The 25,494-nt window shown below is 70.4% G+C and carries 30 protein-coding genes; 14 read left to right on the top strand and 16 right to left on the bottom strand.

The annotated features are described in order from the left end of the window. Positions 1–138: 138 nt before the first annotated feature. The 5 genes from ACIQNU_RS11570 to ACIQNU_RS11590 are packed head-to-tail and all read left to right on the top strand — an operon-like array spanning position 139 to position 5,923. Positions 139–1,749: an ABC transporter ATP-binding protein gene (locus ACIQNU_RS11570; RefSeq protein ID WP_401365596.1), complete on the top strand. Its 1,611-nt coding sequence runs from the start codon at positions 139–141 to the stop codon at positions 1,747–1,749. Continuing rightward, on the top strand, positions 1,746–2,873 hold the full coding sequence (locus tag ACIQNU_RS11575; protein WP_401364430.1) for an ABC transporter permease: 1,128 nt from the start codon (positions 1,746–1,748) through the stop codon (positions 2,871–2,873). The genes ACIQNU_RS11570 and ACIQNU_RS11575 overlap by 4 nt, the downstream gene beginning before the upstream one ends. Next, a complete protein-coding gene (locus ACIQNU_RS11580) occupies positions 2,873–4,159 on the top strand; it encodes an ABC transporter permease (protein WP_401364433.1) in 1,287 nt (428 codons plus the stop codon). The genes ACIQNU_RS11575 and ACIQNU_RS11580 overlap by 1 nt, the downstream gene beginning before the upstream one ends. Positions 4,160–4,178: 19 nt before the next feature. Then, positions 4,179–4,586, top strand: coding sequence for a cytidine deaminase (locus ACIQNU_RS11585; protein ID WP_401364436.1), 408 nt, complete (start codon positions 4,179–4,181; stop codon positions 4,584–4,586). A gap of 56 nt (positions 4,587–4,642) precedes the next feature. Beyond that, on the top strand, positions 4,643–5,923 hold the full coding sequence (locus ACIQNU_RS11590) for a thymidine phosphorylase (RefSeq protein ID WP_401364439.1): 1,281 nt from the start codon (positions 4,643–4,645) through the stop codon (positions 5,921–5,923). A gap of 13 nt (positions 5,924–5,936) precedes the next feature. On the opposite strand, the gene ACIQNU_RS11595 is transcribed toward ACIQNU_RS11590, so the two are convergent. The 5 genes from ACIQNU_RS11595 to ACIQNU_RS11615 all read right to left on the bottom strand — a co-directional run bounded on the left by ACIQNU_RS11595 (position 5,937) and on the right by ACIQNU_RS11615 (position 7,881). Next, complete coding sequence (locus ACIQNU_RS11595) at positions 5,937–6,362, bottom strand: VOC family protein (RefSeq protein ID WP_401364441.1); 426 nt, start codon at positions 6,360–6,362, stop codon at positions 5,937–5,939. A 100-nt stretch (positions 6,363–6,462) separates the two neighbouring features. Then, a complete protein-coding gene (locus tag ACIQNU_RS11600; RefSeq protein ID WP_401364444.1) occupies positions 6,463–6,678 on the bottom strand; it encodes an MbtH family protein in 216 nt (71 codons plus the stop codon). 61 nt (positions 6,679–6,739) lie between these two features. Next, complete coding sequence (locus ACIQNU_RS11605; RefSeq protein ID WP_401364447.1) at positions 6,740–7,093, bottom strand: hypothetical protein; 354 nt, start codon at positions 7,091–7,093, stop codon at positions 6,740–6,742. Positions 7,094–7,151: 58 nt separating this feature from the next. Next, a complete protein-coding gene (locus ACIQNU_RS11610; protein WP_401364449.1) occupies positions 7,152–7,421 on the bottom strand; it encodes a hypothetical protein in 270 nt (89 codons plus the stop codon). 43 nt (positions 7,422–7,464) lie between these two features. Beyond that, the gene (locus ACIQNU_RS11615) at positions 7,465–7,881 is read right to left on the bottom strand and encodes a hypothetical protein (protein ID WP_401364452.1); all 417 of its coding nucleotides are present in this window, start codon (positions 7,879–7,881) and stop codon (positions 7,465–7,467) included. 108 nt (positions 7,882–7,989) lie between these two features. Between ACIQNU_RS11615 and ACIQNU_RS11620 the strand changes: the two genes are divergently transcribed. The 3 genes from ACIQNU_RS11620 (at position 7,990) to ACIQNU_RS11630 (ending at position 10,690) form a co-directional block, all read left to right on the top strand. Further along, positions 7,990–8,763: a helix-turn-helix domain-containing protein gene (locus ACIQNU_RS11620; RefSeq protein ID WP_401364455.1), complete on the top strand. Its 774-nt coding sequence runs from the start codon at positions 7,990–7,992 to the stop codon at positions 8,761–8,763. 153 nt (positions 8,764–8,916) lie between these two features. Then, positions 8,917–10,017 carry a helix-turn-helix domain-containing protein gene (locus ACIQNU_RS11625; protein WP_401364458.1) on the top strand — a complete coding sequence of 367 codons (1,101 nt, stop codon included), beginning with the start codon at positions 8,917–8,919 and terminating at the stop codon, positions 10,015–10,017. An 82-nt stretch (positions 10,018–10,099) separates the two neighbouring features. Next, the gene (locus tag ACIQNU_RS11630; protein ID WP_401364460.1) at positions 10,100–10,690 is read left to right on the top strand and encodes a YdcF family protein; all 591 of its coding nucleotides are present in this window, start codon (positions 10,100–10,102) and stop codon (positions 10,688–10,690) included. Positions 10,691–10,696: 6 nt separating this feature from the next. Here ACIQNU_RS11630 and ACIQNU_RS11635 read toward each other — a convergent pair whose 3' ends face one another. Together ACIQNU_RS11635 and ACIQNU_RS11640 are read right to left on the bottom strand one after the other, a co-directional pair. After that, a complete protein-coding gene (locus ACIQNU_RS11635) occupies positions 10,697–11,446 on the bottom strand; it encodes a hypothetical protein (protein WP_401364463.1) in 750 nt (249 codons plus the stop codon). A gap of 168 nt (positions 11,447–11,614) precedes the next feature. After that, the gene (locus ACIQNU_RS11640; protein ID WP_401364466.1) at positions 11,615–12,535 is read right to left on the bottom strand and encodes an AEC family transporter; all 921 of its coding nucleotides are present in this window, start codon (positions 12,533–12,535) and stop codon (positions 11,615–11,617) included. A 257-nt stretch (positions 12,536–12,792) separates the two neighbouring features. On the opposite strand from ACIQNU_RS11640, the gene ACIQNU_RS11645 reads away from it, so the two are divergent. After that, positions 12,793–13,149, top strand: coding sequence for an STAS domain-containing protein (locus ACIQNU_RS11645; RefSeq protein ID WP_401364469.1), 357 nt, complete (start codon positions 12,793–12,795; stop codon positions 13,147–13,149). Here the strand turns inward: ACIQNU_RS11645 and ACIQNU_RS11650 are convergent. Both ACIQNU_RS11650 and ACIQNU_RS11655 read right to left on the bottom strand, forming a co-directional pair. After that, positions 13,057–14,049 (bottom strand): sigma-70 family RNA polymerase sigma factor, encoded by a 993-nt coding sequence (locus ACIQNU_RS11650; protein ID WP_401364472.1) that lies wholly within the window; start codon positions 14,047–14,049, stop codon positions 13,057–13,059. The two genes, ACIQNU_RS11645 and ACIQNU_RS11650, sit on opposite strands and share 93 nt — an antisense overlap. A gap of 147 nt (positions 14,050–14,196) precedes the next feature. Beyond that, entirely contained in the window at positions 14,197–15,534 is a 1,338-nt protein-coding gene (locus tag ACIQNU_RS11655; protein WP_401364475.1) for an MFS transporter, read from the bottom strand. A 62-nt stretch (positions 15,535–15,596) separates the two neighbouring features. Here ACIQNU_RS11655 and ACIQNU_RS11660 point away from each other — a divergent pair, with 62 nt between their 5' ends. Beyond that, a complete protein-coding gene (locus ACIQNU_RS11660; RefSeq protein ID WP_401364478.1) occupies positions 15,597–16,550 on the top strand; it encodes a LysR family transcriptional regulator in 954 nt (317 codons plus the stop codon). A gap of 29 nt (positions 16,551–16,579) precedes the next feature. On the opposite strand, the gene ACIQNU_RS11665 is transcribed toward ACIQNU_RS11660, so the two are convergent. Further along, complete coding sequence (locus tag ACIQNU_RS11665; RefSeq protein WP_401364480.1) at positions 16,580–17,344, bottom strand: alpha/beta hydrolase; 765 nt, start codon at positions 17,342–17,344, stop codon at positions 16,580–16,582. Between the two features lie 113 nt (positions 17,345–17,457). Between ACIQNU_RS11665 and ACIQNU_RS11670 the strand changes: the two genes are divergently transcribed. Continuing rightward, positions 17,458–18,621, top strand: a complete 1,164-nt coding sequence (locus ACIQNU_RS11670; protein WP_401364483.1) for an adenosine deaminase — start codon at positions 17,458–17,460, stop codon at positions 18,619–18,621. A gap of 146 nt (positions 18,622–18,767) precedes the next feature. After that, a complete protein-coding gene (locus tag ACIQNU_RS11675) occupies positions 18,768–19,127 on the top strand; it encodes an ATP-binding protein (RefSeq protein ID WP_401364485.1) in 360 nt (119 codons plus the stop codon). A gap of 87 nt (positions 19,128–19,214) precedes the next feature. On the opposite strand, the gene ACIQNU_RS11680 is transcribed toward ACIQNU_RS11675, so the two are convergent. From ACIQNU_RS11680 to afsQ1, 5 genes are all read right to left on the bottom strand, one after another. Beyond that, on the bottom strand, positions 19,215–19,418 hold the full coding sequence (locus tag ACIQNU_RS11680) for a PspC domain-containing protein (protein WP_401364488.1): 204 nt from the start codon (positions 19,416–19,418) through the stop codon (positions 19,215–19,217). A gap of 86 nt (positions 19,419–19,504) precedes the next feature. Then, the gene (locus ACIQNU_RS11685) at positions 19,505–20,056 is read right to left on the bottom strand and encodes a VanZ family protein (protein ID WP_401364490.1); all 552 of its coding nucleotides are present in this window, start codon (positions 20,054–20,056) and stop codon (positions 19,505–19,507) included. Positions 20,057–20,235: 179 nt separating this feature from the next. Next, positions 20,236–20,850 (bottom strand): hypothetical protein, encoded by a 615-nt coding sequence (locus tag ACIQNU_RS11690; RefSeq protein ID WP_401364493.1) that lies wholly within the window; start codon positions 20,848–20,850, stop codon positions 20,236–20,238. Next, positions 20,847–22,433, bottom strand: coding sequence for an ATP-binding protein (locus tag ACIQNU_RS11695; RefSeq protein ID WP_401364496.1), 1,587 nt, complete (start codon positions 22,431–22,433; stop codon positions 20,847–20,849). The genes ACIQNU_RS11690 and ACIQNU_RS11695 overlap by 4 nt, the downstream gene beginning before the upstream one ends. Then, on the bottom strand, positions 22,430–23,107 hold the full coding sequence (gene afsQ1 / locus ACIQNU_RS11700; RefSeq protein ID WP_389880987.1) for a two-component system response regulator AfsQ1: 678 nt from the start codon (positions 23,105–23,107) through the stop codon (positions 22,430–22,432). The genes ACIQNU_RS11695 and afsQ1 overlap by 4 nt, the downstream gene beginning before the upstream one ends. A 181-nt stretch (positions 23,108–23,288) precedes the next feature. Between afsQ1 and ACIQNU_RS11705 the strand changes: the two genes are divergently transcribed. Next, positions 23,289–24,047, top strand: a complete 759-nt coding sequence (locus ACIQNU_RS11705; protein ID WP_401364500.1) for a SigE family RNA polymerase sigma factor — start codon at positions 23,289–23,291, stop codon at positions 24,045–24,047. 207 nt (positions 24,048–24,254) lie between these two features. Here the strand turns inward: ACIQNU_RS11705 and ACIQNU_RS11710 are convergent, their stop codons facing one another. Continuing rightward, positions 24,255–24,899, bottom strand: a complete 645-nt coding sequence (locus ACIQNU_RS11710) for a uridine kinase (protein ID WP_401364503.1) — start codon at positions 24,897–24,899, stop codon at positions 24,255–24,257. Positions 24,900–25,039: 140 nt separating this feature from the next. On the opposite strand from ACIQNU_RS11710, the gene ACIQNU_RS11715 reads away from it, so the two are divergent. After that, on the top strand, positions 25,040–25,441 hold the full coding sequence (locus tag ACIQNU_RS11715) for a hypothetical protein (protein ID WP_401364506.1): 402 nt from the start codon (positions 25,040–25,042) through the stop codon (positions 25,439–25,441). The last annotated feature ends 53 nt before the right edge of the window (positions 25,442–25,494 follow it).

Here is a 25,494-nt window from a genome sequence, read left to right on the forward strand (position 1 = left end):
TAACAATGTGTCAACTCTACGCGTGTAGCGCGGAGTTGCCGCGCTAGCGTCGCCGACACCCCGTCCACCTGCACGGACGCCGGTCCCCGTACGCCCGCCCTCCCCACGCCTGCCCCTTTCCCCCGAGGAGAGTGCGCCATCAACGCGTCCAGTCCCTCACCGCCGCCGCCCGCAGTCGAACTGCGCGGCATCACCAAGCGGTTCCCCGGTGTCGTCGCCAACCGCGACATCGACATCACCGTCCGCAAGGGCACCGTGCACGCCCTCTGCGGGGAGAACGGTGCCGGCAAGTCCACCCTCATGAAGATCCTCTACGGCATGCAGAAGCCGGACGAGGGCACGATCACGGTCGACGGCGCACAGGTCACTTTCAACACCCCCGCCGACGCCATCGCGCGCGGCATCGGCATGGTGCACCAGCACTTCATGCTCGCCGACAACCTCACCGTCCTGGAGAACGTGGTCCTGGGCGCCGAGAAGCTGTACGGCATCGGCGCGGGCGCCCGTAAGAAGATCAAGGAACTCTCCGACGCGTACGGCCTGAACGCGCGCCCCGACGTCCTCCTGGAGGAACTCGGTGTCGCCGACCGGCAGCGCGTGGAGATCCTCAAGGTCCTCTACCGGGGCGCCCACACCCTCATCCTCGACGAGCCCACGGCCGTCCTCGTACCGCAGGAGGTCGACGCGCTCTTCGACAACCTGCGGGAGCTGAAGTCCGAGGGTCTGACCGTCATCTTCATCTCGCACAAGCTGGGCGAGGTGCTGTCCGTCGCCGACGAGATCACCGTCATCCGGCGCGGCACCACCGTCGGCACCGCCGACCCGAAGCACACCACGACCAAGCAGCTCGCCGAGCTGATGGTCGGCAGCGAACTGCCCTCGCCGGAGACCGAGGAGTCCACCGTCACGGACACCCCGATGCTCGACGTGGCCGCGCTGCGCCTCACGCAGACCGACCTCGACGGCGTCGAGCGCGTCATCCTGGACGACGTCACCTTCACCATCCACCGAGGTGAAGTACTCGGCATCGCCGGTGTCGAGGGCAACGGCCAGTCCGAACTGGTCGAGGCCGTCATGGGCATCCGCGACCCCGACAGCGGTGTCATCACCCTCGGCGACGCGGACATATCCCACGCGCCGACCCGGCGCCGCCGCGAACAGGGCATCGGCTACATACCCGAGGACCGCCACCGCCACGGCCTGCTCCTCGAAGCCCCGCTCTGGGAGAACCGCGTCCTCGGCCATGTCACCGAGCGCCCCAACTCCCGCGGCCCGCTCCTCGACATCAAGGGCGCCCGCGCCGACACCGAGCGGATCATCGCCGCCTACGACGTCCGCACCCCCGGTATCGACGTCACCGCCGCATCGCTGTCCGGCGGCAACCAGCAGAAGCTGATCGTCGGCCGCGAGATGAGCCACACGCCGAAGCTGCTCATCGCCGCCCACCCCACCCGGGGTGTCGACGTCGGCGCGCAGGCCCAGATCTGGGACCAGATCCGCGAGGCCCGCCGCGACGGCCTGGCCGTCCTGCTGATCTCGGCCGACCTGGACGAACTGATCGGCCTCTCCGACACCCTGCGTGTCATGTACCGCGGCCGGCTCGTCGCCGACGCCGACCCCGCCACCATCACGCCCGAGGAGTTGGGCTCCGCGATGACCGGCGCGGTCACCGGCCACCTGGAACACACCGAGGCACCCGCGGACGGTTCCCCGTCGGACGGCCCCGAGTCGGAGGACGACGCCCGATGAAGAAGCTGACCGCCCGGTTCGACAAGGAGCGGCTGCTCCTCGGGATCGCGGCCCCCCTCCTGGCGATCCTCGCCGCCCTGGTCATCACCACCCTGGTCATCCTCGCCACCGGCAAGGACCCGTTCGCCGCGTTCAGCGACATGATCAGCTACGGCTCCGCCAGCGACAGCCAGATCTACATCCTGAACAAGGCGACCACGTACTACCTCGCGGGTGTCGCCGTCGCCATCGGCTTCCGGATGAACCTCTTCAACATCGGTGTGGACGGGCAGTACCGGCTCGCCGCGTTCGTCGCCGCCGTGCTCGGCGGCGCGCTGACCGCGCCCGGCTGGCTCGCCATCCCGCTGATGATCCTCTGCGCGATGCTCGTCGGCGCCCTCTGGGCGGCCATCGCGGGCATCCTCAAGGTGACCCGAGGGGTCAGCGAGGTCATCGCGACGATCATGCTCAACTCGATCGCGACCGCCGTGATCGGCTACCTCCTCCAGCCCGAACAGCTCGGCCAACTGGACGAGGCGGGCACCCTCGTCTCCACCACACCGCTGCCGCAGTCCTCGCACTTCTTCAGCATCGACACCGGGGCCGCCGGGCAGGTCTGGGGCTTCATCGTGATCGCCGTCCTGGTCGGCGTCGCGTACTGGTTCATCCTCGGCCGCACCCGCTTCGGCTTCGACCTGCGGACCGTCGGCCAGTCCGAGTCCGTCGCGTCGGCCAGCGGTGTCAGCGTCAAGAAGATGGTCGCCACCAGCATGATCATCTCCGGTGCGGTGGCCGGTCTGGTCGGTATGCCGACCCTGCTCAACGACAGCCACCAGTACGACAACAGCTTCCCGGTCGGCCTCGGCTTCACCGGAATCGCCATCGCGCTGCTCGGCCGCAACAACCCGATCGGCATCGCCCTGGGCGCCCTCCTCTGGGGCTTCCTGGAGCGCACCACCAACCACCTGGAGTTCCAGGGGTACGACAAGGAGATCCTCGGCGTGATCCAGGGCGTCATCGTCCTGTGCGTCGTCATCGCCTACGAGGTCGTGCGCCGCTACGGCATCAAGCGTCAGCAGCAGCGGGTCGGCGCGGAACTCGCCGCCCAGGCCGCCGCCCGTACCGAGAAGCAGGAGGTGGCGTGATGACTGCCACGATGACCGACACGCCGCCGCCCGCGGCGCCCAAGGCGGACCGCTCCGCCAAGGGCTCCCGCTGGACCCTCTCGCGGATCCTGCTCCTCGTCGCGGGCGCCCTCGTCCTCATCTCCGCCGTCCGCGTCATCACCGGCGCCGACCAGCTCACCTCGGCCGGGCAGATCGGCGCCGCGCTCGGCCTCGCCGTCCCCATCGGCCTCGCCGGGCTCGCGGGCCTGTGGTCCGAGCGGGCCGGCGTCGTCAACATCGGCCTCGAAGGCATGATGATCCTCGGCACCTTCGGCGCCGGCTGGATCGGCTGGCAGACCAGCCCCTGGCTCGGCCTGCTGTGCGGGATCGCCTTCGGCGTGCTCGGCGGCCTGGTGCACGCCGTCGTCACCGTCACCTTCGGCGTCGACCACATCGTCTCCGGTGTCGCGATCAACCTCCTCGCGCTCGGCGCCACGCAGTACCTCGCCAAGCTGTTCTTCGCCGGCGGCGACGCCGCCACCAAGGGCGGCAACCCCAAGCAGTCCCCGCCCGCCGAATCCCTCGGCGACATCACCGTGCCCGGCCTGTCCGACGCGCTGCACTCCGTCGAACAGCACCACTGGTTCCTGGTCTCGGACCTCGCGGGCATCCTCGGCGGCCTGGTCACGAACGTCTCCCTCGTCACGATCCTCGCCGTGCTCCTCTTCATAGCCAGCGGCTGGATCCTGTGGCGTACGCCCTTCGGCCTGCGGCTGCGCTCCTGCGGCGAGAACCCGATCGCCGCCGAATCCCTCGGCGTCAACGTCTACTCGCACAAGTACGCGGCCGTCGCCATCTCCGGCGGCCTCGCCGGCCTCGGCGGCGCCTTCCTCGCCCTGGTCACCTCGCACATCTACCTGGAGGGTCAGACCGGCGGGCGCGGCTACATCGGCCTCGCCGCGATGATCTTCGGCAACTGGCGGCCCGGCGGACTCGCCATGGGCGCGGGCCTCTTCGGCTTCTCCGACGCGCTCCAACTGCGCAACGGCGGCGAGACCGTGCACGCCCTGCTCCTCCTGCTCGTCGTCCTCCTCGCGGTACTCGCCGCCTGGAAGCTCTACCGCAAGGCCAAGTGGCAGGCCGCCATCAGCGCGGTCGTCGCCGCGGTCGTCCTGGTCTGGTACCTCTTGACGGACACGGTGCCCGGCGACTTCGTCGGCGCGACCCCGTACGTCGTCACGCTGCTCGTCCTCTCACTCTCCGCCCAGCGACTGCGGATGCCGAAGGCGGACGGCATGCGGTACAGGAAGGGACAGGGCAAATGACCTCCAAGGGGCAGGCCACATGACGTCCGGCGAGGGCTCCGCGGCCGTCGACTGGGACTCCCTGCGGGCGGCGGCCCGGGACGCGATGTCCCGGGCCTACGCCCCCTACTCGGGGTATCCGGTCGGCGCCGCGGCCCTCGTCGACGACGGCCGCACGGTCACCGGCTGCAACGTAGAGAACGCCTCGTACGGCCTCGGGCTGTGCGCCGAGTGCGGCCTCGTCTCCCAGCTCCTGAACACCGGCGGCGGCCGGCTGACCCACTTCACCTGCGTGGACGGCCGGGGCGAGATCCTGGTCCCGTGCGGACGCTGCCGCCAATTGCTGTACGAGTTCGGGGGGCCGGAGTTGGTTCTTGAGACCCCGGAGGGGCTGGTGCCGCTGGCGGAGATGCTGCCGCAGGCGTTCGGGCCCGACCATCTGAGGTGACGGTATGTCACCCATATCACCTGTATCACCCGTACCAATTTCCTGAAGGACATGCCATGGACGTCATCTCCGTCATCCGCACCAAGCGGGACCGCGGTGAGCTGAGCGACGAGCAGATCGACTGGGTCATCGACGCCTACACGCGCGGCACGGTCGCCGACGAGCAGATGTCCGCGCTGGCCATGGCGATCCTCCTGAACGGCATGAACCGGCGCGAGATCGCCCGCTGGACGGCGGCGATGATCGCGTCCGGCGAGCGCATGGACTTCTCGTCACTGCGTCGGCCGACCGCCGACAAGCACTCCACGGGCGGTGTCGGCGACAAGATCACGCTGCCGCTCGCCCCGCTGGTCGCCGCGTGCGGCGCCGCCGTACCGCAGCTCTCCGGCCGGGGCCTCGGTCACACCGGAGGCACCCTCGACAAGCTGGAGTCCATCCCCGGCTGGCGCGCCCTGCTCTCCAACGAGGAGATGCTGTCGGTACTGGACGGCGTCGGCTCGGTGATCTGCGCGGCGGGCGACGGCCTGGCACCGGCCGACAAGAAGCTGTACGCGCTGCGCGATGTCACCGGCACGGTCGAGGCGATCCCGCTGATCGCGTCGTCCATCATGTCGAAGAAGATCGCCGAGGGTACGGGGTCCCTGGTCCTGGACGTCAAGGTCGGCACCGGTGCCTTCATGAAGACGATCGAGGACGCCCGCGAACTCGCCTCCACGATGGTCGGGTTGGGCACCGACAGCGGCGTCCGTACGGTCGCCCTGCTCACCGACATGTCGACGCCCCTGGGTCTGACGGCGGGCAACGCGCTCGAAGTACGGGAATCGGTGGAGGTGTTGGCGGGTGGCGGCCCGGCGGACGTCGTGGAACTCACGCTCGCCCTGGCACGCGAGATGCTGGACGCGGCGGGTCTGCCGGACGCGGACCCGGCGAAGGCCCTCGCGGACGGTTCCGCGATGGATGTCTGGCGGCGCATGATCGCGGCGCAGGGGGGCGACCCGGACGCGGAGTTGCCGGTGGCGCGGGAGCGGCACGTGGTGACGGCCCCGGCGTCGGGTGTGCTGACGCGGCTTGACGCGTACGGGGTGGGTGTGGCGGCGTGGCGACTCGGCGCGGGCCGGGCCCGCAAGGAGGACCCGGTGCAGGCGGGAGCGGGAATCGAACTCCACGCGAAGCCGGGGGAGACGGTGGTGGAGGGCGAGCCCCTGCTCACCCTCCACACGGACACCCCGGAGAAGTTCGCGTACGCGTTGGAGTCTCTGACGACGGCGTACGACATCGAACCGGCGGGCACACCGGAGGTCCGCCCCCGGGACATCGTCCTGGAGCGGATCGCTTGAGCCGGGGTTGACGTCAGCCGGTTGCGGGGCGGGGGCGATGGGCGCGGACGTCCACAGGGCGTCCATCGGGATCGCGAGCCGTCATCGTCCACTGCGTGGGCAGTGTCTCGATCTCCCCGACGGGCCGCCCGGCACGAAGGATGAGTTCCCGGACCTCAGACAGTTGCGCGTAGGACCGGACGCGCAGCCCCCATCCCGCTCGTCCCAGCGGGTCGAGATCGGTGGTGGGGGCGGCAGCGGTTTCGACGACCATCAGGTGGTCGTCCCCGCCGACATCGAGGACCGCGATCCGAGGATCGGAGGCGGTAGCGGCCCGCTCGAACGCGAGGGCCGCGCCGAGCAACTCGGTGTAGTACGTGACGAGTTGGTCGAGGTCGGTGGTGGCGAGGGTCAGATGGTTGATGCCGAGAAGTTCGGGAAGTTCAGGGACTTTGGGCATGGTCGGCCAACTGTAGTGCAGATGGCTGGGCCGCCCACCTGAGCAAGGGTGCAGGGGCGGACGGCCGTCAGGCTGGGGGTGGGGATCGGCGGGTGAAGCCCTAGCCGGCCTGCCCCATCGCGCGGCGCAGGCTCAACGGCCGCATATCCGTCCACACTTCATTGATGTGCGCCAGGCATTCGGCCTTGGACCCGGTCTTGCCCTCGGCGCGCCAGCCGAGCGGGACTTCCTTGTCCGCCGGCCAGAGGCTGTACTGCTCCTCGTGATTGACGACCACGATGTAAGTGAGGTTGTCCTCTTCTTCGTTCCAGCTCATCTCGGTTCCTTTCGTTCAGCGGTCGATCGGCGACCGTTGAACGAGAGAGACGGCGCCCCCGTCACGCGGCTTCGCTTCGGGGGTCGTCGGTGAGGGTCCAGGAGTGGGGGTGGGGGTGGTCGCGGTAGAGGGTGCAGGCGTCGGCGTCGGGGCCGCCGGGGGTTTCGCACCAGGGGAGGGATTCGAACCGGGTTGTTCCGCCGGTGGTCCAGCGGGCCCAGAGGGCGTGGGTGGGTTGGTGGTTCCAGTCCCACACGTGGTCGGCGTGTTGGCCGGGGTGGTGGAGGGGGAGTTCGCAGCGGGCGCGGGCTGTGGCGTATTCCAGTTCGCTGCTGAGGACACGCCCTTGCCCGGCGAGGATGGCGAAGAGGAGACGCTCTGGCGGGACAACGGCTGTGGCTTGGCATTGACGCATGGCTGGTCCTTGGGGGAGAGAGGAGGGTGGCTCGTCCGCGCCCGGTTTCGCAGGCTGTTCAAGCGGGTCCGTCGCGCCACATCACCCAGGGCCGCTCGATGACTTCGGCGTAGCTGGTGTGCTCGGGGTGGTCACGGAGGTGGGCGAACGTCCAGGTCAGGGGTTCGGTGGGGTCGGTACTCGCCGGGGACTTGGCGTCGCACTCGCTGTCGTCGTCGGTGAGGGTGAGGCAGCGGAAGGCGTACGTGTGCGGCGGGGCGTCGTCGTCGCGGTCGGGTCGTAACGTCCACCGGACGTATCGGAAGACGCGGCGGGTCGCGATGGTCACAGGGACTCGCCCCGGCTTCGGGCGTTCGCGTGCGGGCTCCTGGTCATACTCGTGTCCCGACGGCGATCGTGTCGGACCCGGCCAGTTCGGCCATGGCGCGCAGCACAATCCCGAGGCGCCGGTCGTCCAGCAACTGGACGTGGCACAAAGGGACAGTGCGGGGGAATCGAATGGCGACGATCAGAGCGAGGAACGCCTTGTCCGCCTCCGTCAACCCCGGCGCCCGCGCGTACCGGGCCTCGAACGCCAACCAGTCGCACGAGACCGCACCATCGTCGCGCTCGGCGACCAGGAGCCGCCGCACCCACTCGCGCGCCAGTAACGTGTCCTCCTTGATCAGCGCGGCCATGGCCACCCGCTCACTCGGGGGTTGATCCCGCACCCACGCGGCGAGCCGGTCGGTCAGCAGGGGCGGGGCATCCACGTCGGTCGGGTCCTGGGCGGGTGTGCGGTGCAGCACGTCAGCTCCTTCGCAGTCGGCCACGCCCCGGGACGGGGCGTCATTGTGGCGCCATGGAGGGCGTCATTTAGGTGTCATTACTGGGGGAGAGTGTCTACCGTTGATGACATGCCCACACCGAACGGAACCCTGCGAGCGGTCCGCATGGGCCTGCTCATGTCCCAAGACGAGTTCGCCCGTGCCATCCGTGAGGCCGGACACCGGGCCGGTGCCCCCAATGACGCGTCCAAGCGGCTGGTCCAGCGGTGGGAGTCGGGTACGACAGCGGGACCGCGTCCCGTGTACGCCCGCGCCCTGGAAGTCGTCACCGGCCTGCCCATCGAGTCCCTGGGCTTCCCCGCGCCGACGCTCGCCCGGATCTCCGAGGACGGGCGCGGCGGGCACGACCTCCAGGACTCCCCCACAGGAGCCCCGGCCGCAGCCGGAGCCCCGGCGACCCCCAGCCCGCAGCCGCTGCCCCGGGGAAACTACTCGGGCATCTGGCTGAGCACCTATGAATACGTCTCCAGCGGCCGGGGCAACCAGGTCTTCACCGGCAAGCACTACGTCGTACTGCTCCAGCACGGCAACCGCATCACCGGCCGCAGCCTCCCCAACGCCTCGCTGAACGCCGACAGCCCACTGACCCTTGACCTCCAGACGGAGGGCACCACGGTCACCGGCACCTGGACGGAGCAGACGGCGGCCGTCGGCTACTACCGGGGCGCCCGCTACTTCGGCGCCATACAACTCCTCGCGGAACCGACCGGGCGCCGGATGGCCGGCAAATGGGTCGGCTTCGGCAAGGAATTCGACGTGAACACCGGACCGTGGGAGCTGCGGCTGATGGACACGTCGACGTCCAAGGCGACCCTCGACACTTACAACCGTCCCCCTGAGTAGCTGAGTTGCCGAGTAGGGGTGAGTTCGTAGTCGTTCTCATCCGGATGCCTCCGCGCGAAGTCGCAGCCCGCCGGGAGGTGGGGCTGCGGGACTGTGTGCAGGTAGACCGTTCCACGGGAACCACGGAACGCGTGGTGACCGGGTGGTGACTGCGTGGTGACTACTACCCTGGAGGCCATGGACGAGGGGCAGTTCGGGGCACGGCTGAGAACCTCACTGCACGAGCGCGGGATGTCTGTCCGGCAGGCCGCACGCGTGCTGAAGTACGACCACTCCTATCTGTCCCGCGTGATGTCCGGCCGACAGCGGCCGTCGGAAGCGCTCGTGGCAGCCGTGGCCGAGCATTTCCCGGCGTCCGTCATCCGCCCCGCCCCCTCGCACCCGACCCCGCTGGAAGGCCCGGAGTACATCAGGTCGACCGTCGCCTACTTCCTGGATCACGACAATCGGTACGGGGGTTCCCGCGTCGCCGATGCGGCTCTTCAGGTCTGGCGTGCCGAGCAGGCGAAGGTGGACCGGGCCATGGATCCGGGTCCCGGATATCTCTCGGCCGTGGCGGAGTTGGCGGAGGTGGCCGGGTGGATCTCGTTCGACGCCGACCGCCAGGCGGACGCACGGCAGGCGTTCACCGCGTCCCACGTCCTGGCCAGGCAGGCGGGTGACCGTCCGCGTGACTGGTTCGCATTGGACATGCTCGCCATGCAGGACGTCCACCGGGAACGCCCCGGTTCGGCGATGCGTACCGCCGACGAGATGCTGGACGTACCGAACCTCCCGCCCCGTGTCGCTCTCCTCGCCCGGGTGCGGCTCGCTCGCGCGCTGGCTCAGGCGGGTGACCGGGCCCGGAGCGTGGAGGCCGTGAAGCGGGCGCGCGGCGCGTTGCAGGACTCTGTGACGGCGCGCGACCCCGCGTGGGCGTGGTGGGTGACGGAGGCCGAAGTCATCGGTCACCAGGGGGAGGTGCTGATGTCGCTGGGGGACCACGCGGCGGCCGTCCCCTTCATCAGGGATGCCCGAGCGGCTACGTCCGGAGGCCGCGGGGGCCTGTACTTCACGGTGTCGGAGCTGACGGCGCTCGCAGGCGCGGGGGCCTGGCGGGACGCGGAGGCGCTGCTCGTAGACCTTCCTTCCCGCCTCGATACCGTGTCGTCGGCACGAAGCAGGGCACGGCTGACGTCGACACTCACGACCATCCGCACGCACGGGCCCCCATGGGCGGCGAGCATGGCTCACGACGTAGCGGAGCTGGTCTAGAACGCGAGAAACCGTCGGCGCACTGCCCATGGTCTCCGGCAACCGCCGGTAACGGCGCTACGCGGACGTAGGGAGAACACGCGTGAGCGACAACCAGCGGGCCATCACCGAGGAACAGTGGCACCGGGCCGCGCTGATCTGGGACTACCACCAGATGCACCACCAGCTCCGGCCCGCCACCGCCCAGGTCTTCCCGCGCGGCGAAGCCGTCCACTTCCGCGAGCACGCCCTCACCCTCGGCGTCCCCGCCCACGCCATCCTGCTGGAACCGAACGCGGGCAACACCGGCCAGAACATCACCCTCTCCCGCCAGGCACTCACCGCCGCCGGCATCCACCCGACCACCGTCCTGCTCGTCTCCAAGCCCTACATGGAGAGACGGTCGTACGCGACCGCCCGCAAGCTGTGGCCCGACGTCGAGGTCCTGTGCACATCGGAACCCATGGAGCTGGACGATTACGTCAAGTCCATCGGCGACGACAAACTCGTACTGGACATGCTCGTCGCCGACCTCCAGCGGGTCATCGAGTATCCGAAGCTCGGATTCGCCATCGGGCAGAAGGTCCCGGAGGACATACGGGAAGCGACGCCTGCTTCACCAGCCGCCTCATCACCTTCTGACCCGCCCCGGCCGGGCCCTGGACTTCACCGGCGACACCCTCACCCCTCGTGACACACGTCAGAACGCACCCCCGCTGTCCACCCACCTCCCCTCGACCTCCCTCTCCGACCGCGGAGCCCTGGCGCTGCGCTCCAACCGTTCGGCGTCCGTGGGGGCGAGCGTGGGTTCGGCCGGGTGCGGCGGCAGTTGTCGGCAGTGGTCACGGAAATAGTCGTGCCGGCCGGGCCACCACCGAAGTGCCGCCCAGCCGAGCGGCACGGCGAGCATGAGCCACACCAGGAGGCACAGGAGGACGGCGGCGATGACATCCCCGGCACCGGACGCGGTGAAGTCCCTGAGGAACACGAGTTGGACGGCGAACCAGAGAGCGAGCAGGAGGGCGGCGCAGACCGCCGAGTCTCCCAGCGCGTCCTTCGTACGGGCGGACCAGCGCGGGACCTTCGCGTCCTCCGCGCGCAGGAACGCGTCGCGTGACTTCCCGTGCGCGCTGTCCCAGCGAAGGAGACGCAACGTGATCGGCTCCGCGCGGCGCCGGAGGGTGGTCAGCAGCGCGGCCGGGACAGGGTGCGGTGTACTGCCGAGCAGGCCCCGGCCTTCTCCTTCGGCGATCGACAACTCCCCTTCCGGGGCGACCTGTATCAGGCCCGCCAGCAGCAGTTCGGCCGCGGCGGCCCGGTCGGCATCGTCCGGGGAGCCCGCTGTCGCCACCGCGTGGTACGGATCTATCTCCACCGCGTCCAAGTGGGCAGCCGCAGCACGGTCGGCCCGGTCACGGATCCGCCACAGCACGGCAAGCACGGCGTACACACCCGCTGTACCCCCCAACACCACGCCGGAAAAAGCCACTTGATTCATGGGCAGGGTCCTCTCCTGGACGACCACCAACAGAACGGCATATCGGCGTACTGCTCCGACTCTCCCACCAAAGGCGGACCCGCCCCCGACTTTCGCGAGTTCAGCCCCGGCACCGGACATTCACCCCAACACGGCCGCCACAACAACCAGCACCGGCACCGAAAGCACCGTAGAAACCAAGATCGCCTCCCGGGCGAAGCGTTCCGCCACGCCATATCGGGACGCGTACGTGAAGAGGTTCTGCGCCGCCGGTAGCGCCGACGTCACCACCACGTCCAGCAGCGCCGAACCTCGCAGCCCGAACACCCACACCCCCAGCACCCACGCGACACTCGGCTGACCGATCCCCTTCAGTGCGACCGCCAGCAGTACGCCTCCCCGCTCAGCCCCCCGCAGGGGCACCGCGCTGCCGGACAGGGACATGCCGAACGCCAGCAGCACCGCCGGTACCGACATGTTCCCGATCAGCGTCAGCGGATCCAGTACCGCTCCCGGTACCGTCCAGCCGGCCGCCGCCACCCCCACCCCGCACAGCGAACCCACCGCTATCGGATTCCGCAGCGGCGCCGCCAGCCGCCGCCACAACGGTCCCTGTCCGCCGTCCCCGGACAGGTCGAGCACGGTCAGCGCGGTCGGCGTCACCACGATCAGTTGGAAGAGCAGTACGGGCGCGACGAGCGACGCGTCGCCGAGGACGTACACCGCGATGGGAATCCCCAGATTGCCCGCGTTGACGTAGCTGGAGCACAGCGCCCCGATCGTCGTACGGCCCACTCCCCACCGGCAGCTCACGCCGACCGCGATGAACACCGCCGCCGCCACCGCCGTACTGATCGCCGTCACCAGCAGCCGCCCGGACATGATCACGGACAGGTCGGCCTGCGCGAGGATCGTGAACAGCAGGGCCGGTGAGGCCACATGGAAGGCGAGCTTCGTCAGGACCTCACGGCCGCCTTCGCCCAGATAGCCCCGGCGCTCTATGACATACCCGACGGCGATGACGACCGCGATCACCGCGAACCCGGTGAGAACCCCGCCCATCACCGGGCCTCGGGCACGAGCACGGGCACGAGTACGGGTATTCGGGGCGGGACACGGGTGGCGCTACCGGGTTCGTGGGGCATACAACGAACCCTCGCGGGAACACGGCTCCCCGGTCAACGTGATCCCGCGTCAGCGTGACCCCCGCTCAGCGTGACCCCCGCTCAAGGTGATCCAGCCCACGCGGATTTGGCGCACGCCCATGCGGCGGCCCGATGAATTACGCGCCGCCGAGCCGTCTACCGGACGTGGACGCCATGACACCCCCCGCCCTGGTCCTCCCCGGTGCCGCCTGCCGCGAGGAGGTCGCCGGGCTGTGCGACGACGTACGGGCACAGCTTGAGTCCACCGGGGGCGGTGTCGTCGTTTGCGACGCCAGTGCCCTCACCGCCCCCGGCCTCGCCGCCGTCGACCTCCTCGCCCGGCTGGAACTGGCCGCCCGCCGCGCCGGGGGCCGGATCATGATCCGCGATCCGGACCCACGGCTGCGGGAGCTGCTCCAACTCGTCGGACTAGGGCTCCTAGGGCTCCAAGTGGAGCGGCTGCCCGAAGAGCGGGAAGAACTTGGCGGTGTCGAGGAAGCAGTGGAACCCGGTGATCCGCCCCTCGGATGACAGCTCGATGACCTGGATCGCCCACGGCACATAGCCGCCCGTCTCGGGGTCCGGCTTGAACTGGGCGAACGCCGGCGTACCGTTCGCCGCCACCGGCACCAGGCGGGAGCCCGCGCACGCGGCGCCCAGGGTCGCCATGAAACCGGTGATGTCCTCGGGGCCACGCAGCCACAGGTCGAACGGCGGCATGGTCATCACCGCGTCCTCGTGCAGCAGCGCGGTCAGCGCCGTCATGTCATAGCCCTCGAACGCCTTCACATAGCGCTCCAGAAGCTTCTGCTGCTCCTCGTCCAGCGGGTCCGCCGTCGCCGAGTCGACTGACGTCCCGCCCGTCTCGGCGAGGGTCGCGCGGGCCCGCTGCAAGGCGCTGTTCACCGAAGCGACCGTCGTGTCGAGGAGTTCGGCGGCCTCGCTCGCCTTCCACGCCAGGACCTCGCGCAGGATCAGCACCGCCCGCTGCTTGGGCGGCAGTTGTTGAAGGGCCGCGACGAACGCCAGCCGCACCGATTCCTTCGCCACCGCGGCCTCCGCCGGATCCGTGACCGTGGGCAGTACGCGCGCGTCCGGCGCCGGTTCCAACCAGGTGTTGTCCGGGCGCGGGTTGAGCGCCGCCTGCGCCAGTGGTGTGGACGCCGTGAGGTCCATGGGGCGGGCTCTTCGGTTCCCCGCGTTCAACATGTCCAGGCATACGTTCGTCGCGATGCGGTACAGCCACGACCGCAGGGACGAGCGCCCCTCGAACCGGTCATAGCTGCGCCAGGCCCGCACCATCGTGTCCTGCACCGCGTCCTCGGCCTCGAAGGAGGAACCGAGCATGCGGTAGCAGTACCCGGTCAGCTCCACCCGGTGCTTCTCCAGCCGGATGTCGAGGTCCGTCGTCGCGGTCGTGCTGTCACTCATAGCCAACCCACCCCTGTGGCGTGTCCGTCGCCCCTTTGCGGCGCCAGCACTTCGGAAGCTACAGCAGCCCACTGACAACGGCCCCCGGAGTCGACAAAGCCCCTGGTCAGAGGCGGGCAGCCACCGGGGCGCACGTACCTCCCCGTGCTACGCCGAAGCCGAAGCCGAAGCCGAAGCCGACCCCGAGCCCGCCCTCGTCCCCGCCCCCGTACGCCGCGCCGCCCGCGTCCCGAACACCGTGATCGTCACCACCCCCGCCACCGCCAGCAGCCCCAGCCCCACCGTCCCCGCCCAGCCGCCCGAGTGGAACGCCACCGCGCCCAGCGTGGAACCCGCGCTGGAGCCCACGTAGTACGCGGACTGGTACAGCGCCGACGCCTGCGCGCGCCCGCGCGTGGCCGTGTGGCTGACGGACGAGGACGCGACCGCGTGACCGGCGAAGAAGCCCGCCGTGATCAGCACCAGGCCGAGCAGGACCAGCGGCAGCGAGGGGGAGAGGGAGACCAGCAGACCGGCCGTCGTCGTGCCGCCCGCCAGATACAGCGCGCCGCGCCTGCCGAGCCGGGCCACCAACCGGCCCGCGGCGGCCGACGAGACCGTACCGACGAGGTAGACCAGGAAGATCGAGCCGACGATGCCCTGCGGCAGCGAGAAGGGGGCGTCGGTGAGGCGGTAGCCGATCACGGTGTAGACGGCACCGAACACCGTCATGAACAGCGCCCCGATCGCGTACAGGCGGCGCAGCAGCGGGTTGCCGAGGTGGCCGCGTACCGTGCGGGCCAGCGCCGCCGGGTTGAGGGTGCCCGGGGTGAAGTGCCGGGGCGCGGGGACCAGCGCGCGGAAGGCCACCGCGCACGCCACCGCGATCAGCCCCACCGCGCCGAGCGCGACCCGCCAGCCCCACTCCTGCGCGACCCAGCCGGTGACGACCCGGCCGCTCATCCCGCCGATGCTGTTGCCCGCCACGAACAGGCCGATCGCGGCCACCAGCGCCTTGGGCCGCACCTCCTCCGCGAGATACGCCATCGCCGACGCGGGCAGCCCGGCGAGCGCGGCGCCCTGCACGGCCCGCAGCGCCACCAGGGCGCCGATCGACGGCGCGAACGGCACCAGGAGCCCCACCAGGACCGCGACGGTCAGCGAGGCCGTCATCAGGGTCCGCCGCCCGTACCGCTCCGACAGGGCGCTCATCGGCAGTACGCACAGCGCCAGCGCGCCGGTCGCCGCGGACACCGTCCAGCTCGCCTCGCTCGCGCTCACCCCGAAGCCGGCGGAGATCAGCGGGAGGAGGGCCTGCGTCGAGTAGAGCAGCGCGAAGGTCGCGACTCCGGCGAGGAAGAGGGCGAAGCTCATCCGCCGGTAGCGGGAGTCGCCGGGCGCGAGCCGGTCGTCGGGGGACGAGGTGGGTGAGGTGGGCGAGGTGGCGGAAGGAGTTGCAAGGACGGCGTCCACGCGCGGGGACGCCTTGGTACTGGCAGCAGGCATGCCTCGAACGTACGACTGCCCTTTTCATGCGTCCAATGCATGGAACGGCCATAATCGTTCCCATGGTGCATGAGGAGAGGTCAGAGCGGCGGCTGTCACCGTCCAGTGACACAGAAGACATCGTCACGCTGCTTGCCCCTCGTCTCGCGTACTTCGCGGGAGTGGCCCGTACCGAACACGTCACGCGCGCGGCACACGAGCTGCGGGTGCCGCAGTCGACGCTCTCGCGCGCGATGGTGCGTCTCGAACGGGACCTGGGCGTCGACCTGTTCGCGCGCAGAGGGCGCACGCTGGCGCTCACCCCGGCGGGCCGGACCTTCCTCACCTCGGTGGAGCGGGCGCTTGCCGAGGTCGCGCGCGCCGCCGACGAGGTACGGGCCGACGCCGACCCGGCGGCCGGCAAGGTCGCCTTCGGCTTCCTGCACACCATGGGCTCCGAGACCGTCCCCGCCCTGATCCGCGGCTTCCGCGCCGACCACCCGCGCGTGCGCTTCAGCCTGGTCCAGAACCACGGCGAAGCCATGCTCGAACGCCTCCGCGCGGGCGAACTGGACCTCTGCCTCACCGCCCCCGTACCGGACGCCCCCGACCTCGTCGCGCGCCGCCTGGACGAGCAGCGGCTGCGCCTCGTGGTGCCCGACGACCACCGGCTCGCCGGGCGTCGCCGGGTGCGCCTCGCGGAGGCCGCCGACGAGGTCTTCGTGACCCTCGAACCCGGCTACGGGCTGCGGCGCATCACCGACGACCTGTGCGAGCAGGCCGGGTTCCGGCCGCGGATCGCCTTCGAGGGCGAGGAGATCGAGACGCTGCGCGGGCTGGTCGCGGCGGGCCTGGGCGTGGCCCTGCTGCCGCCGCCCGCCGTGTCGCGACCGGGCGTCGTGGAGCTGACGGTCACCGCCCCGCGCGCGGTACGCGAGATCGGCGTCGCCTGGCTCGACGGCCACCCCGACACCCCACCCGTGGCGGCCTTCAAGAAGTTCCTGCTGTCCCGCAGGGGCCGCCTCCTCCCGGACTGAGCGGCGACCCACACACGTGGACGGGGGCCTCAGTGGTGCCGCAGGGACTGCCCGAAGCCCGACGCCAGCGGCATCCGCAGACCCAGCGGCGGCGGGGCCGCCAGGGCGTCCGCGACCGGGCGCGCGAAGCCGCGGCCGAAGAGGGTGCCGAGGACGAAGTCGGCGGCCAGGGCGAGGACTTCGGTACGGTACTGATGCAGCCCGTGCCCGTCCGAGTGCACCTCGAACCGGCAGATGTCCCGGTTGCTCTTCTTCGCCCGCGCCGCGAGCCGGAACGACAACTCCGGGTCCGTACGCTCGTCGTTCGTGCCGTGCACGATCATCACCCGCCGCCCCGCGAGCTGCTTCACCGGTTCGGGCGACGCGGCCACGTCCTCCTCGGGCAGCCAGGGCGCCACCGCCAGCACCGAGTTGACCGCGGGATGGCCCCCCGCGCGCAGCGCCGCGCGACCGCCCATGTCGACCCCGGCGAGACAGACCGGAACGTCCCCGTAGCGCCGTACCACCTCGTCCGCCGCCCAGGTCGCGTCATGCGCGAGATGCGCTTCCGAGCCGTTCCAGCCCCGGCAGCGGTAGTGCACGACATGCGCGGCCAGTCCCTCGGCGCGCCCCTCGCGCGCGAGATGACGCCCCAGCACGCGTACGGGCCCCGCGGCGAGCGGCGACGGCCTGCGTCCCGACGCCTCCTCACCCCCCGGCAGCAGCAGCACGACCCCGCTCACCGCCAAGGGTTCCGCACCCAAAGCTCTCCCCAGCCGAACAGCCCGAACCGCCGCCGTAGCTCCCTGTCCCATAGCAGAACAGTGTCAGAAGCCGTGGTGTACGCCACCCGTCCGCGGGATCACTGTTACGTATCGGCACGTGCCGCGGACACGTGATCTACGCGCGTAGGAGGTAGGGTGTCGAGATGACGAGCCAGACAAGCCGACGGCAGGAGACTCCCAGCGCGGAGCAGATCCGCCGAGCCCCCAAGGTGCTGCTGCACGACCATCTCGACGGGGGCCTGCGCCCCGGTACGGTCGTCGACCTCGCGCGCGAGGTGGGCTATCAGAACCTTCCCGAGACGGATCCCGACAAGCTCGGGATCTGGTTCCGGGAGGCCGCCGACTCCGGGTCCCTTGAACGGTATCTGGAGACCTTCGCGCACACCTGCGCCGTCATGCAGACCAAGGAGGCCCTGTTCCGGGTCGCCGCCGAATGCGCCGAGGACCTCGCCGAGGACGGCGTCGTCTACGCCGAGGTGCGGTACGCCCCCGAACAGCACCTGGAGGCCGGGCTCACCCTCGACGAGGTCGTCGCGGCCGTGAACGACGGCTTCCGCGAGGGTGAGCGCCGGGCCCGCGAGAGCGGCCACCGCATCCGCGTCGGCGCCCTGCTCACCGCCATGCGGCACGCGGCACGCGCGCTGGAGATCGCCGAACTCGCCAACGGCCACCGTGACGTGGGCGTCGTCGGCTTCGACATCGCGGGCGCCGAGGCCGGCTTCCCGCCCACCCGGCACCTCGACGCCTTCGAGTACCTCAAGCGCGAGAACAACCACTTCACGATCCACGCGGGCGAGGCGTTCGGCCTGCCGTCGATCTGGCAGGCCCTCCAGTGGTGCGGCGCCGACCGGCTCGGCCACGGGGTCCGCATCATCGACGACATCCAGGTCGCCGACGACGGCTCGGTGGTGCTGGGCCGTCTCGCGTCGTACGTACGCGACAAGCGCGTACCGCTGGAGCTGTGCCCCACGTCCAACCTCCAGACGGGCGCCGCCGCCTCGTACGCGGAGCACCCCATCGGACTGCTCCGGCGGCTGCACTTCCGTGCCACCGTCAATACGGACAATCGACTTATGTCCGGCACCAGCATGAGCCGTGAATTCGAGCACCTGGTCGGGACATTCGGCTACACGCTCGACGACATGCAGTGGTTCACAGTCAATGCGATGAAATCAGCGTTCATTCCTTTCGATGAACGTCTGGCGATGATCAACGACGTGATCAAGCCCGGATACGCCGAATTGAAATCCGAATGGCTGTTCAAGCAGACCGCTTCCACCAGCGGTTCTGCCACCGCACAAGGCTGACAGCACAGTTCGGGAGCGGCCGGGAAACGCGACACCCCGGCCGCTTTTCGATGTTTGCGGGCCGATACGTGCGCTGGATACGTTGCTTGACCGCTCATGCCGGTGAAGCCGGTACAACAAGTCCCCGTATCAAGGACGCATTCATCATGAAGCAGTCTGCCGCCAAAACCCTCGGTGTCGCCGCTCTCGGCGCCGCCTTCGCCGCCGCAGGTGCGGGTGCCGCCACCGCGGCTGCCGCCGTGCCCGAGGCGACCGCCGCGCTCGACAGTGTCACCCGGACCCTCCCCGTCGAGAACGTCGCGAGCACGCTGCCCGCGACGCAGTCCCTGGGCGCCGCCCAGACCTCGCTCGGCACCACCCTCGCCGCCGCCCAGCCGACCGTCGCCAAGCTCGCCCCCGCGATCCTGCCCACCGACGGCAAGGCCGCCCCGGCCGGCGGACTCCTCGGTGGTCTGCCGCTCAACGGAGTCAGCGGTCTGTCCGCCAACGGGCTCCCGCTGGGTTGACCCCACCGCGACCCCGACGGAAGCGGGGTGCGCCGACCTGTTGTCGGCGCACCCCGCTTCCGTGTGCGTATCAGCGCGTCGTACGGGTCACCACGCGGCCTCGCGCGACACCTTCTCGCTCGGCAGCAGCATCCACAGCGCCAGATAGAGCAGGAACTGCGGGCCGGGCAGCAGGCACGAGACCACGAAGATCACGCGCATCGTGGACGCGGAGATACCGAAGCGCCGCGCCAGACCGGCGCACACTCCACCGATCATCCGGCCGTTCGTGGGGCGGGCAAGGGCGGTCATGGGGGGCTCCTTCACGGGATGTCGTCCACGGGATGTGTCCTCGATGCATACGACCGTACGGTGGCGAAGGGGCCCAAAGCATCGCTCTACGGGGCGATCCCGACCCTGGGAATCGTCGGGGTCGGAGTCAGGGTGCTCTCCTCCCGGCGGAGGGCCGCCGCCCGGCGCGCGGTCTCCGTGCGGCGCCGCATCCGGGCGCGGAACGCGGGCACGACGGCGATGTGGGCGAGGGCGACGCCGAGCGTGTTCAGGAACACCGAGTCGACGTCCACGACCTGGCCCGGTACGCCGGTCTGGAGCAGCTCTATGCCCAGCGACAGCAGGGCGCCTGCCGTGACCGTGCGGAGCAGTGAGGCGAGCGGGGAGACGGCGGTCTTGCCGCCGGCCAAGGGGAGCAGGACGCCCAGGGGGGCGAGCAGGGCCAGGCCCGCGCCGATGGTGCGGGCCGCGTCCCTGGGGGGCAGGGCGAGGTCCGCCTTGATTCCGGCGAAGGGGTGGAAGTTCGGTGTGGGCACCCAGGGGACGTCCAGGGGGCGCAGGGTGATCCATGCGACGAGCGCGAGGTGTGCGACGAGGAGGAGTGCTCCTGTCGTACGGATGCGGAGTGCGGCGGGGTTGCCGCGTGGGCCTTGGCGCACGGCCTTAATGACGACCGGGGTGGTTGGATCGGTTCCGGTGGGGTTCGTGGTGCCGGTCACCTTCGTGCCGTGCCCGGCGGGGCTTCTTGTTCCGGGTGCCGTTGGATGGGGTTGTGCCCACCCGTTCCGCCGTGCGGAACGCCTGCCCACAACGGGTACGGGTACGGGTCGGGGGGGGGTTAGTTGGGGACCGCTGTGCTCGGGGGTTCTGTTGTGCCTGGGCGGGTTTTCAGTTCTGTCGGGCAGGTGTAGCTGCGGAGGGGGGTTGTGTTGGGGCCGCCCAGGGTTACCGTGCCGTTCTGGGACGCTGCCGAGTTCGCCAGGGTGCAGATGATCTGGGCCAGGGCGAAGGACGACAGGTCCTCCGGGGGGATGCCGAGGCGCAGGGTGTCGTCCGGGTCGCCGGGGCGTGGGCCCGCGACGGTCATTCCGCTGCGGACGTCCGTCGTGTACCCGGCCTGCTTCTCCGGGGTCGACGGGGTCTGTTCCAGCTCGCCGAGCAGGGCCTGGGCGACCTGGACGGCGTCGCCCGCCATCGTGTTGCCCTTGGGCAGCTCCACCGTCCGGTCCACCGTGACCAGTTGCGAGGAGCACAGCAGGTACACCTGGACCGCGATGCCCTGCGCCGACTGCGCCGACAGGTCCGGCGTGGACAGTTCGCAGGGGGCCCGTGAGGGCGCGGGGCCGAAGTCCGTGGGTACCTCCGTCGACCGGATCCCGCACCCCGCGAGTGCCAGCGCCGCCAGCGGCACCGCAAGCCCCCGGCGCAGCCACCGTCCGCGTACCGGCGTCACCGCGCCCCCTCCTGACCGTCCCCGGAAGAATCCGTACCGGAGTCCTCCGTCTCGTCGTCCCCGTCCATGAGCGTCGACGCGTCGCGGGGCAGCCGCAGGGTGAACACCGCGCCGCCTTCCGGGGAGTTGGCGGCGGTGATCTCGCCGCCGTGGATGTGCGCGTTCTCCAGCGCGATGGACAGGCCCAGGCCGCTGCCCTCCGACCTCGGCCGGGACGCGCTCGCCTTGTAGAACCGGTCGAAGACGTGCGGCAGGACGTCCTCGGGGATACCGGGACCGTGGTCGCGTACCTCGATGACCACGTCGTCGTCATCGGTCCGTACGGCGACCCGTACCGGCGAACCGCCGTGCTTGAGGGCGTTGCCGATGAGGTTGGCCAGGATGACGTCGAGGCGGCGCGGGTCGACGCGGGCGACGATGCCGCGCTCCGCGTCGAGGTCGACCGCGTCCAGCCAGGCGCGGGCGTCGATGCACGCCGTGATGTTGTCGGCGAGGTCGACCTCGTCGAGGACCAGGCGGGCGGTGCCCGCGTCGAAACGGGTGACCTCCATCAGGTTCTCGACCAGGTCGTTCAGCCGCCGTGTCTCGCTCACCACCAGCCGTACCGCGGGCTCGATCATCGGGTCGACGCTGCCCGTCTCGGCGTCCAGCTCCTCCTCCAGGACCTCCGTGACGGCGGTGATCGCGGTCAGCGGGGTGCGCAGCTCGTGCGACATGTCGGCGACGAAGCGGCGCGACGCCTCGTCCCGCGCGCTCATGTCCGCGACCCGTTTCTCCAGCGACTCGGCGGTCCGGTTGAACGTCCGTGACAGCTCGGCCAGTTCGTCCGTGCCCGAGACCCGCAGCCGGGTGTCGAGCTTGCCCTCGCCGAGCCGTTTCGCGGCGGCGCCCAGCCGGTGCACCGGCTTCAGGACGGTCGTCGCGGCGGCCTGCGCGAGCAGCGCGGCACCGATCAGCGCGAGCCCGGTGGCGATCCCCAGCGACCAGGCGAGCGAGTTGAGATCCTTCGCCTCCGGCTCCAGGGACTTGAGCATGTACCCGGTCGGCCCGCCGCCGATCACCCGCGCCCCGCCCACCAGATACGGGGTGTCGTGGTCCACGATCCGCTGCCAGTACATGTGGTACGCGGACTTGTTGGACGAGGTGACCCGCTGCTCCTTGTTCACCGCCGCGCGCAGCGCCGCCGGTACGTCCTGGAGCGTGAAGGTGTCCAGGTCGGAGTTGCCGACGACCGTGCCGCCGTTCTCGTCCGTCGCGATGAGCAGCACACTGAAGTGCTGGCTGCTCGTCGCCATCTGGCCCGCGGTGTGCTGGAGTTCGGCCTGCGTCGGATGCATCGGCAGCGCGCCCGCGCGGTTCTGCATCTCCTGCTGGAAGTCGTTGAGCGCCGCGTCCTGCGCCCGCGTCAGCACGGCCTCGCGGTTCAGCCAGTACGCGATCCCGGAAGCGGCGACGGCCGCCGTCAGCGCGACCAGGCCGAACACCAGGACCAGCCGCAGCCGCAGGCTGGTGAACCGAAGGCCCGCGAGTATCGCCCTGCGCGCCGCGGCCGAGCCACGGAGCTTGTCCTGCGGTTTCGTCACTGAGGCGAGTCCAGCCGGTAGCCGACGCCGCGCACCGTACGGATCAGCGTCGGCGACGACGGCACGTCCTCGACCTTCGCGCGCAGCCGCTGCACACAGGCGTCGACGAGGCGCGAGTCACCGAGGTAGTCGTGCTCCCAGACCAGGCGCAGCAACTGTTGGCGCGACAGTGCCTGGCCGGGGCGGCGGCTCAGCTCCAGGAGCAGCCGCAGCTCGGTCGGCGTGAGCTGGAGGTCCTCGCCGTTCTTGGTGACCGTCATCGCGGCCCGGTCGATGACCAGGCTGCCGAAGGTCGCCGAGTCGGTGGACTCCCGCTCGCCGCGCCGCAGCACCGCACGGATCCGGGCGTCGAGCACCCGGCCCTGCACGGGCTTGACGACATAGTCGTCGGCGCCGGACTCCAGCCCGACGACCACGTCGATGTCGTCGCTCCGCGCGGTGAGCAGGATGATCGGCAACTGGTCGGTGCGCCGGATACGCCGGCACACCTCGAAGCCGTCGATGCCGGGCAGCATCACATCCAGCACGATCAGGTCCGGCCGCTGCTCACGCAGCAGCTTCAGACCGTCCTCGCCGGTGGCAGCGGTGGCCACCCGGTGCCCCTGGCGTGTCAGCGACAGTTCCAGGGCCGTCCGGATGGCGTCGTCGTCCTCGATCAGCAACAGGGAAGGCACGGACGTCATTCTGTCCCATGGTGCGGTGGGGTTTCGACTGTTGGAGCGCTCCCACACCGCACCCACATACGACAGGCCCCTGTGACAGTGCTGTGACAGTCGGGGGACAGCGTCATGAAGTGCCCCCGGCAAGCTTCTGGTCATCGCAAGGAACCGGGACTTCGCCGACGGGGGGCGCGAGATGAACACGCTGCACAGCACCACCACGAGCGCAGTGGTCACGCGTCTGCACGACGTCACGAAGAGCACCGGCCAGCAGGAGAAGTCCGGTGCCGTGAGCGGGCGGGGGTGCGCTCGCGGCACCGGGCGTCAGCACGCCGTGTACATGACGGTGGTTGACGCGCAGAACGGGGGAACGCACGGGGGAACGGCGTACGGGGAGGGCTCGGGGGAACGGCAGTCCAGGACGGAGTCGGACGCGGAAGCCGCGTTCACCGCCTACGTCCAGGAGCGCCGCGCCTCCCTGTACGCGACCGCCTATCACCTGACCGGTGACCGCTTCGAGGCGGAGGACCTGCTCCAGAGCGCCCTCTTCTCGACGTACAAGGCGTGGGACAGGATCAGCGACAAGGCCGCGGTCGGCGGCTATCTGCGCCGCACGATGACCAATCTGCACATCAGCGCCTGGCGGCGGCGCAAGCTCAACGAGTACCCGACCGAGGAGCTGCCGGAGACGGTCGGCGACACGGACGCGATGCGCGGCACCGAGCTGCGCGCGGTCCTGTGGCAGGCGCTGGCCCGGCTGCCCGAACTCCAGCGGACGATGCTGGTCCTGCGGTACTACGAGGGCCGCACCGACCCGGAGATCGCGGACATACTCGACATCAGTGTCGGCACGGTGAAGTCGAGCATCTGGCGCTCCCTGCGCCGGCTGCGCGAGGACGAGATCCTCAGCTTCGGCCGTGACGAGGAGGAGTCCTTCGGCGAGTTGGTCGCCTGAGGGACGCCGCCCGCTCCGGGGGGAGCAGGCGGCAGCACGGGGGAAATGAGGGGGAGCACCACAGGGGGAAGCACGGGGGAGCAGGGCCCGGGGGTCGGGGGATCCACGGGGCAAGGGGGATCACGGGGGATCCACCAGAGCGGGATCGGAGGCCGGGGGGCCTTTCGGTCCCGTTTTGGTGTGTGCGGGGCTTTGTGTACGAAGCCTTCAGTGGACCTCGACCGTCGCCTTTCCCTTGGCGCAGCGGCCCGCCGCTGCCGCTGTCAGGCGGCCGAGCGCTTCCGCTCTCGCGCAGGGGTGGGCGCCCAGGGCCGTCTGGCGGGCGACGATTCCGCGTTCCGCGCGCATCAGGCGCCAGCCGCGCCGCAGCAGGAACGGCACCGACTTGCGGCCCTCCCGCAGATCCCGCAGCAGCCGCCGCCGGAACGTCGTCGAGGGGCGTCCGCGCAGACAGAGCGCGTCGGCGAGTACGCCGAGCTGGGCGCAGCGCCGTACCAGGTCGGCGGCGAACACGCCCTCCGCGATGAACAACGGGGTCCGCTCGATGTCGAGGGGTTCCTCGCCGGTACGGGAGCTGGTGGCGATGTCGTACACCGGGACCCGGGTGCGGCCGGTGCGGCAGAGTTCCCCGATCGCGGCGAGCGCGGCGTCGGCGTCCCAGGATTCGGGGGCGTCCCAGTCGATGTCGGAGGTGCCGGGCACCAGCGGCAGCGTCGGGTCGTCGCCCTCCTTGTAGAAGTCGTCCAGGCAGAGCACGGGCAGCCCGGAGTGGGCGGCGAACGACGACTTTCCGGAGCCGGAAGGGCCGGCGAGGAGCACGACCCGGGTCGGTATCGGGGGATGGGAACTCACGAGAGACCAGTGTGGGGCATCAGGGAGCCCCTGCCGACCCCCGCGGGTCGCCTTTGGTGCACGCACCACACCTCGATTACTGTTCGTCAGCATCTGATTACTCTCGGCATTCATCGCCGACAACCACACAGGCGGCCCCCATGGCACGTAACGCAGACCGGAAGACCTTCACCGCCCCGCGCGCCCTGCTGCGTGCGGGGATCGCGCTCACCGTCGCCGGGATGGCGCTCGGCGTGGGCGGCGCGGCGGCCTCGGCGGCGCCGCAGGCGGGGGGTGCGCCGCTGCCGCTGGGCGATGTCGACGCGCTCGCCGCCGGGAAGGCGCTGACCGGGACGGTGGGATATGTCACCGGGCCGCTGACCGCGCTCCAGATCAATCCGCTCGCGAAGACGGGCGTGGACCCGCTGGACAACGCGGTCGGTACGCAGGTCGCCGACTTCAAGCCGTTGTCGACGGCGGGGGTGACGGCGCCGCTCACGCGGGGGGACGCGGCGCGGGATCTGCCGGTCGTCGGCCAGGTGGTCAAGCTGCTCGGGGCCTGACGCCCGTACCGCCGCGTCTCCTTGAGTGCACGGCAGGTAGTGCATGGCAGGGC

The sequence above is a fragment of the Streptomyces sp. NPDC091292 genome, assembly GCF_044757265.1.
In the GTDB taxonomy this organism is placed as follows: Bacteria; Actinomycetota; Actinomycetes; order Streptomycetales; family Streptomycetaceae; genus Streptomyces.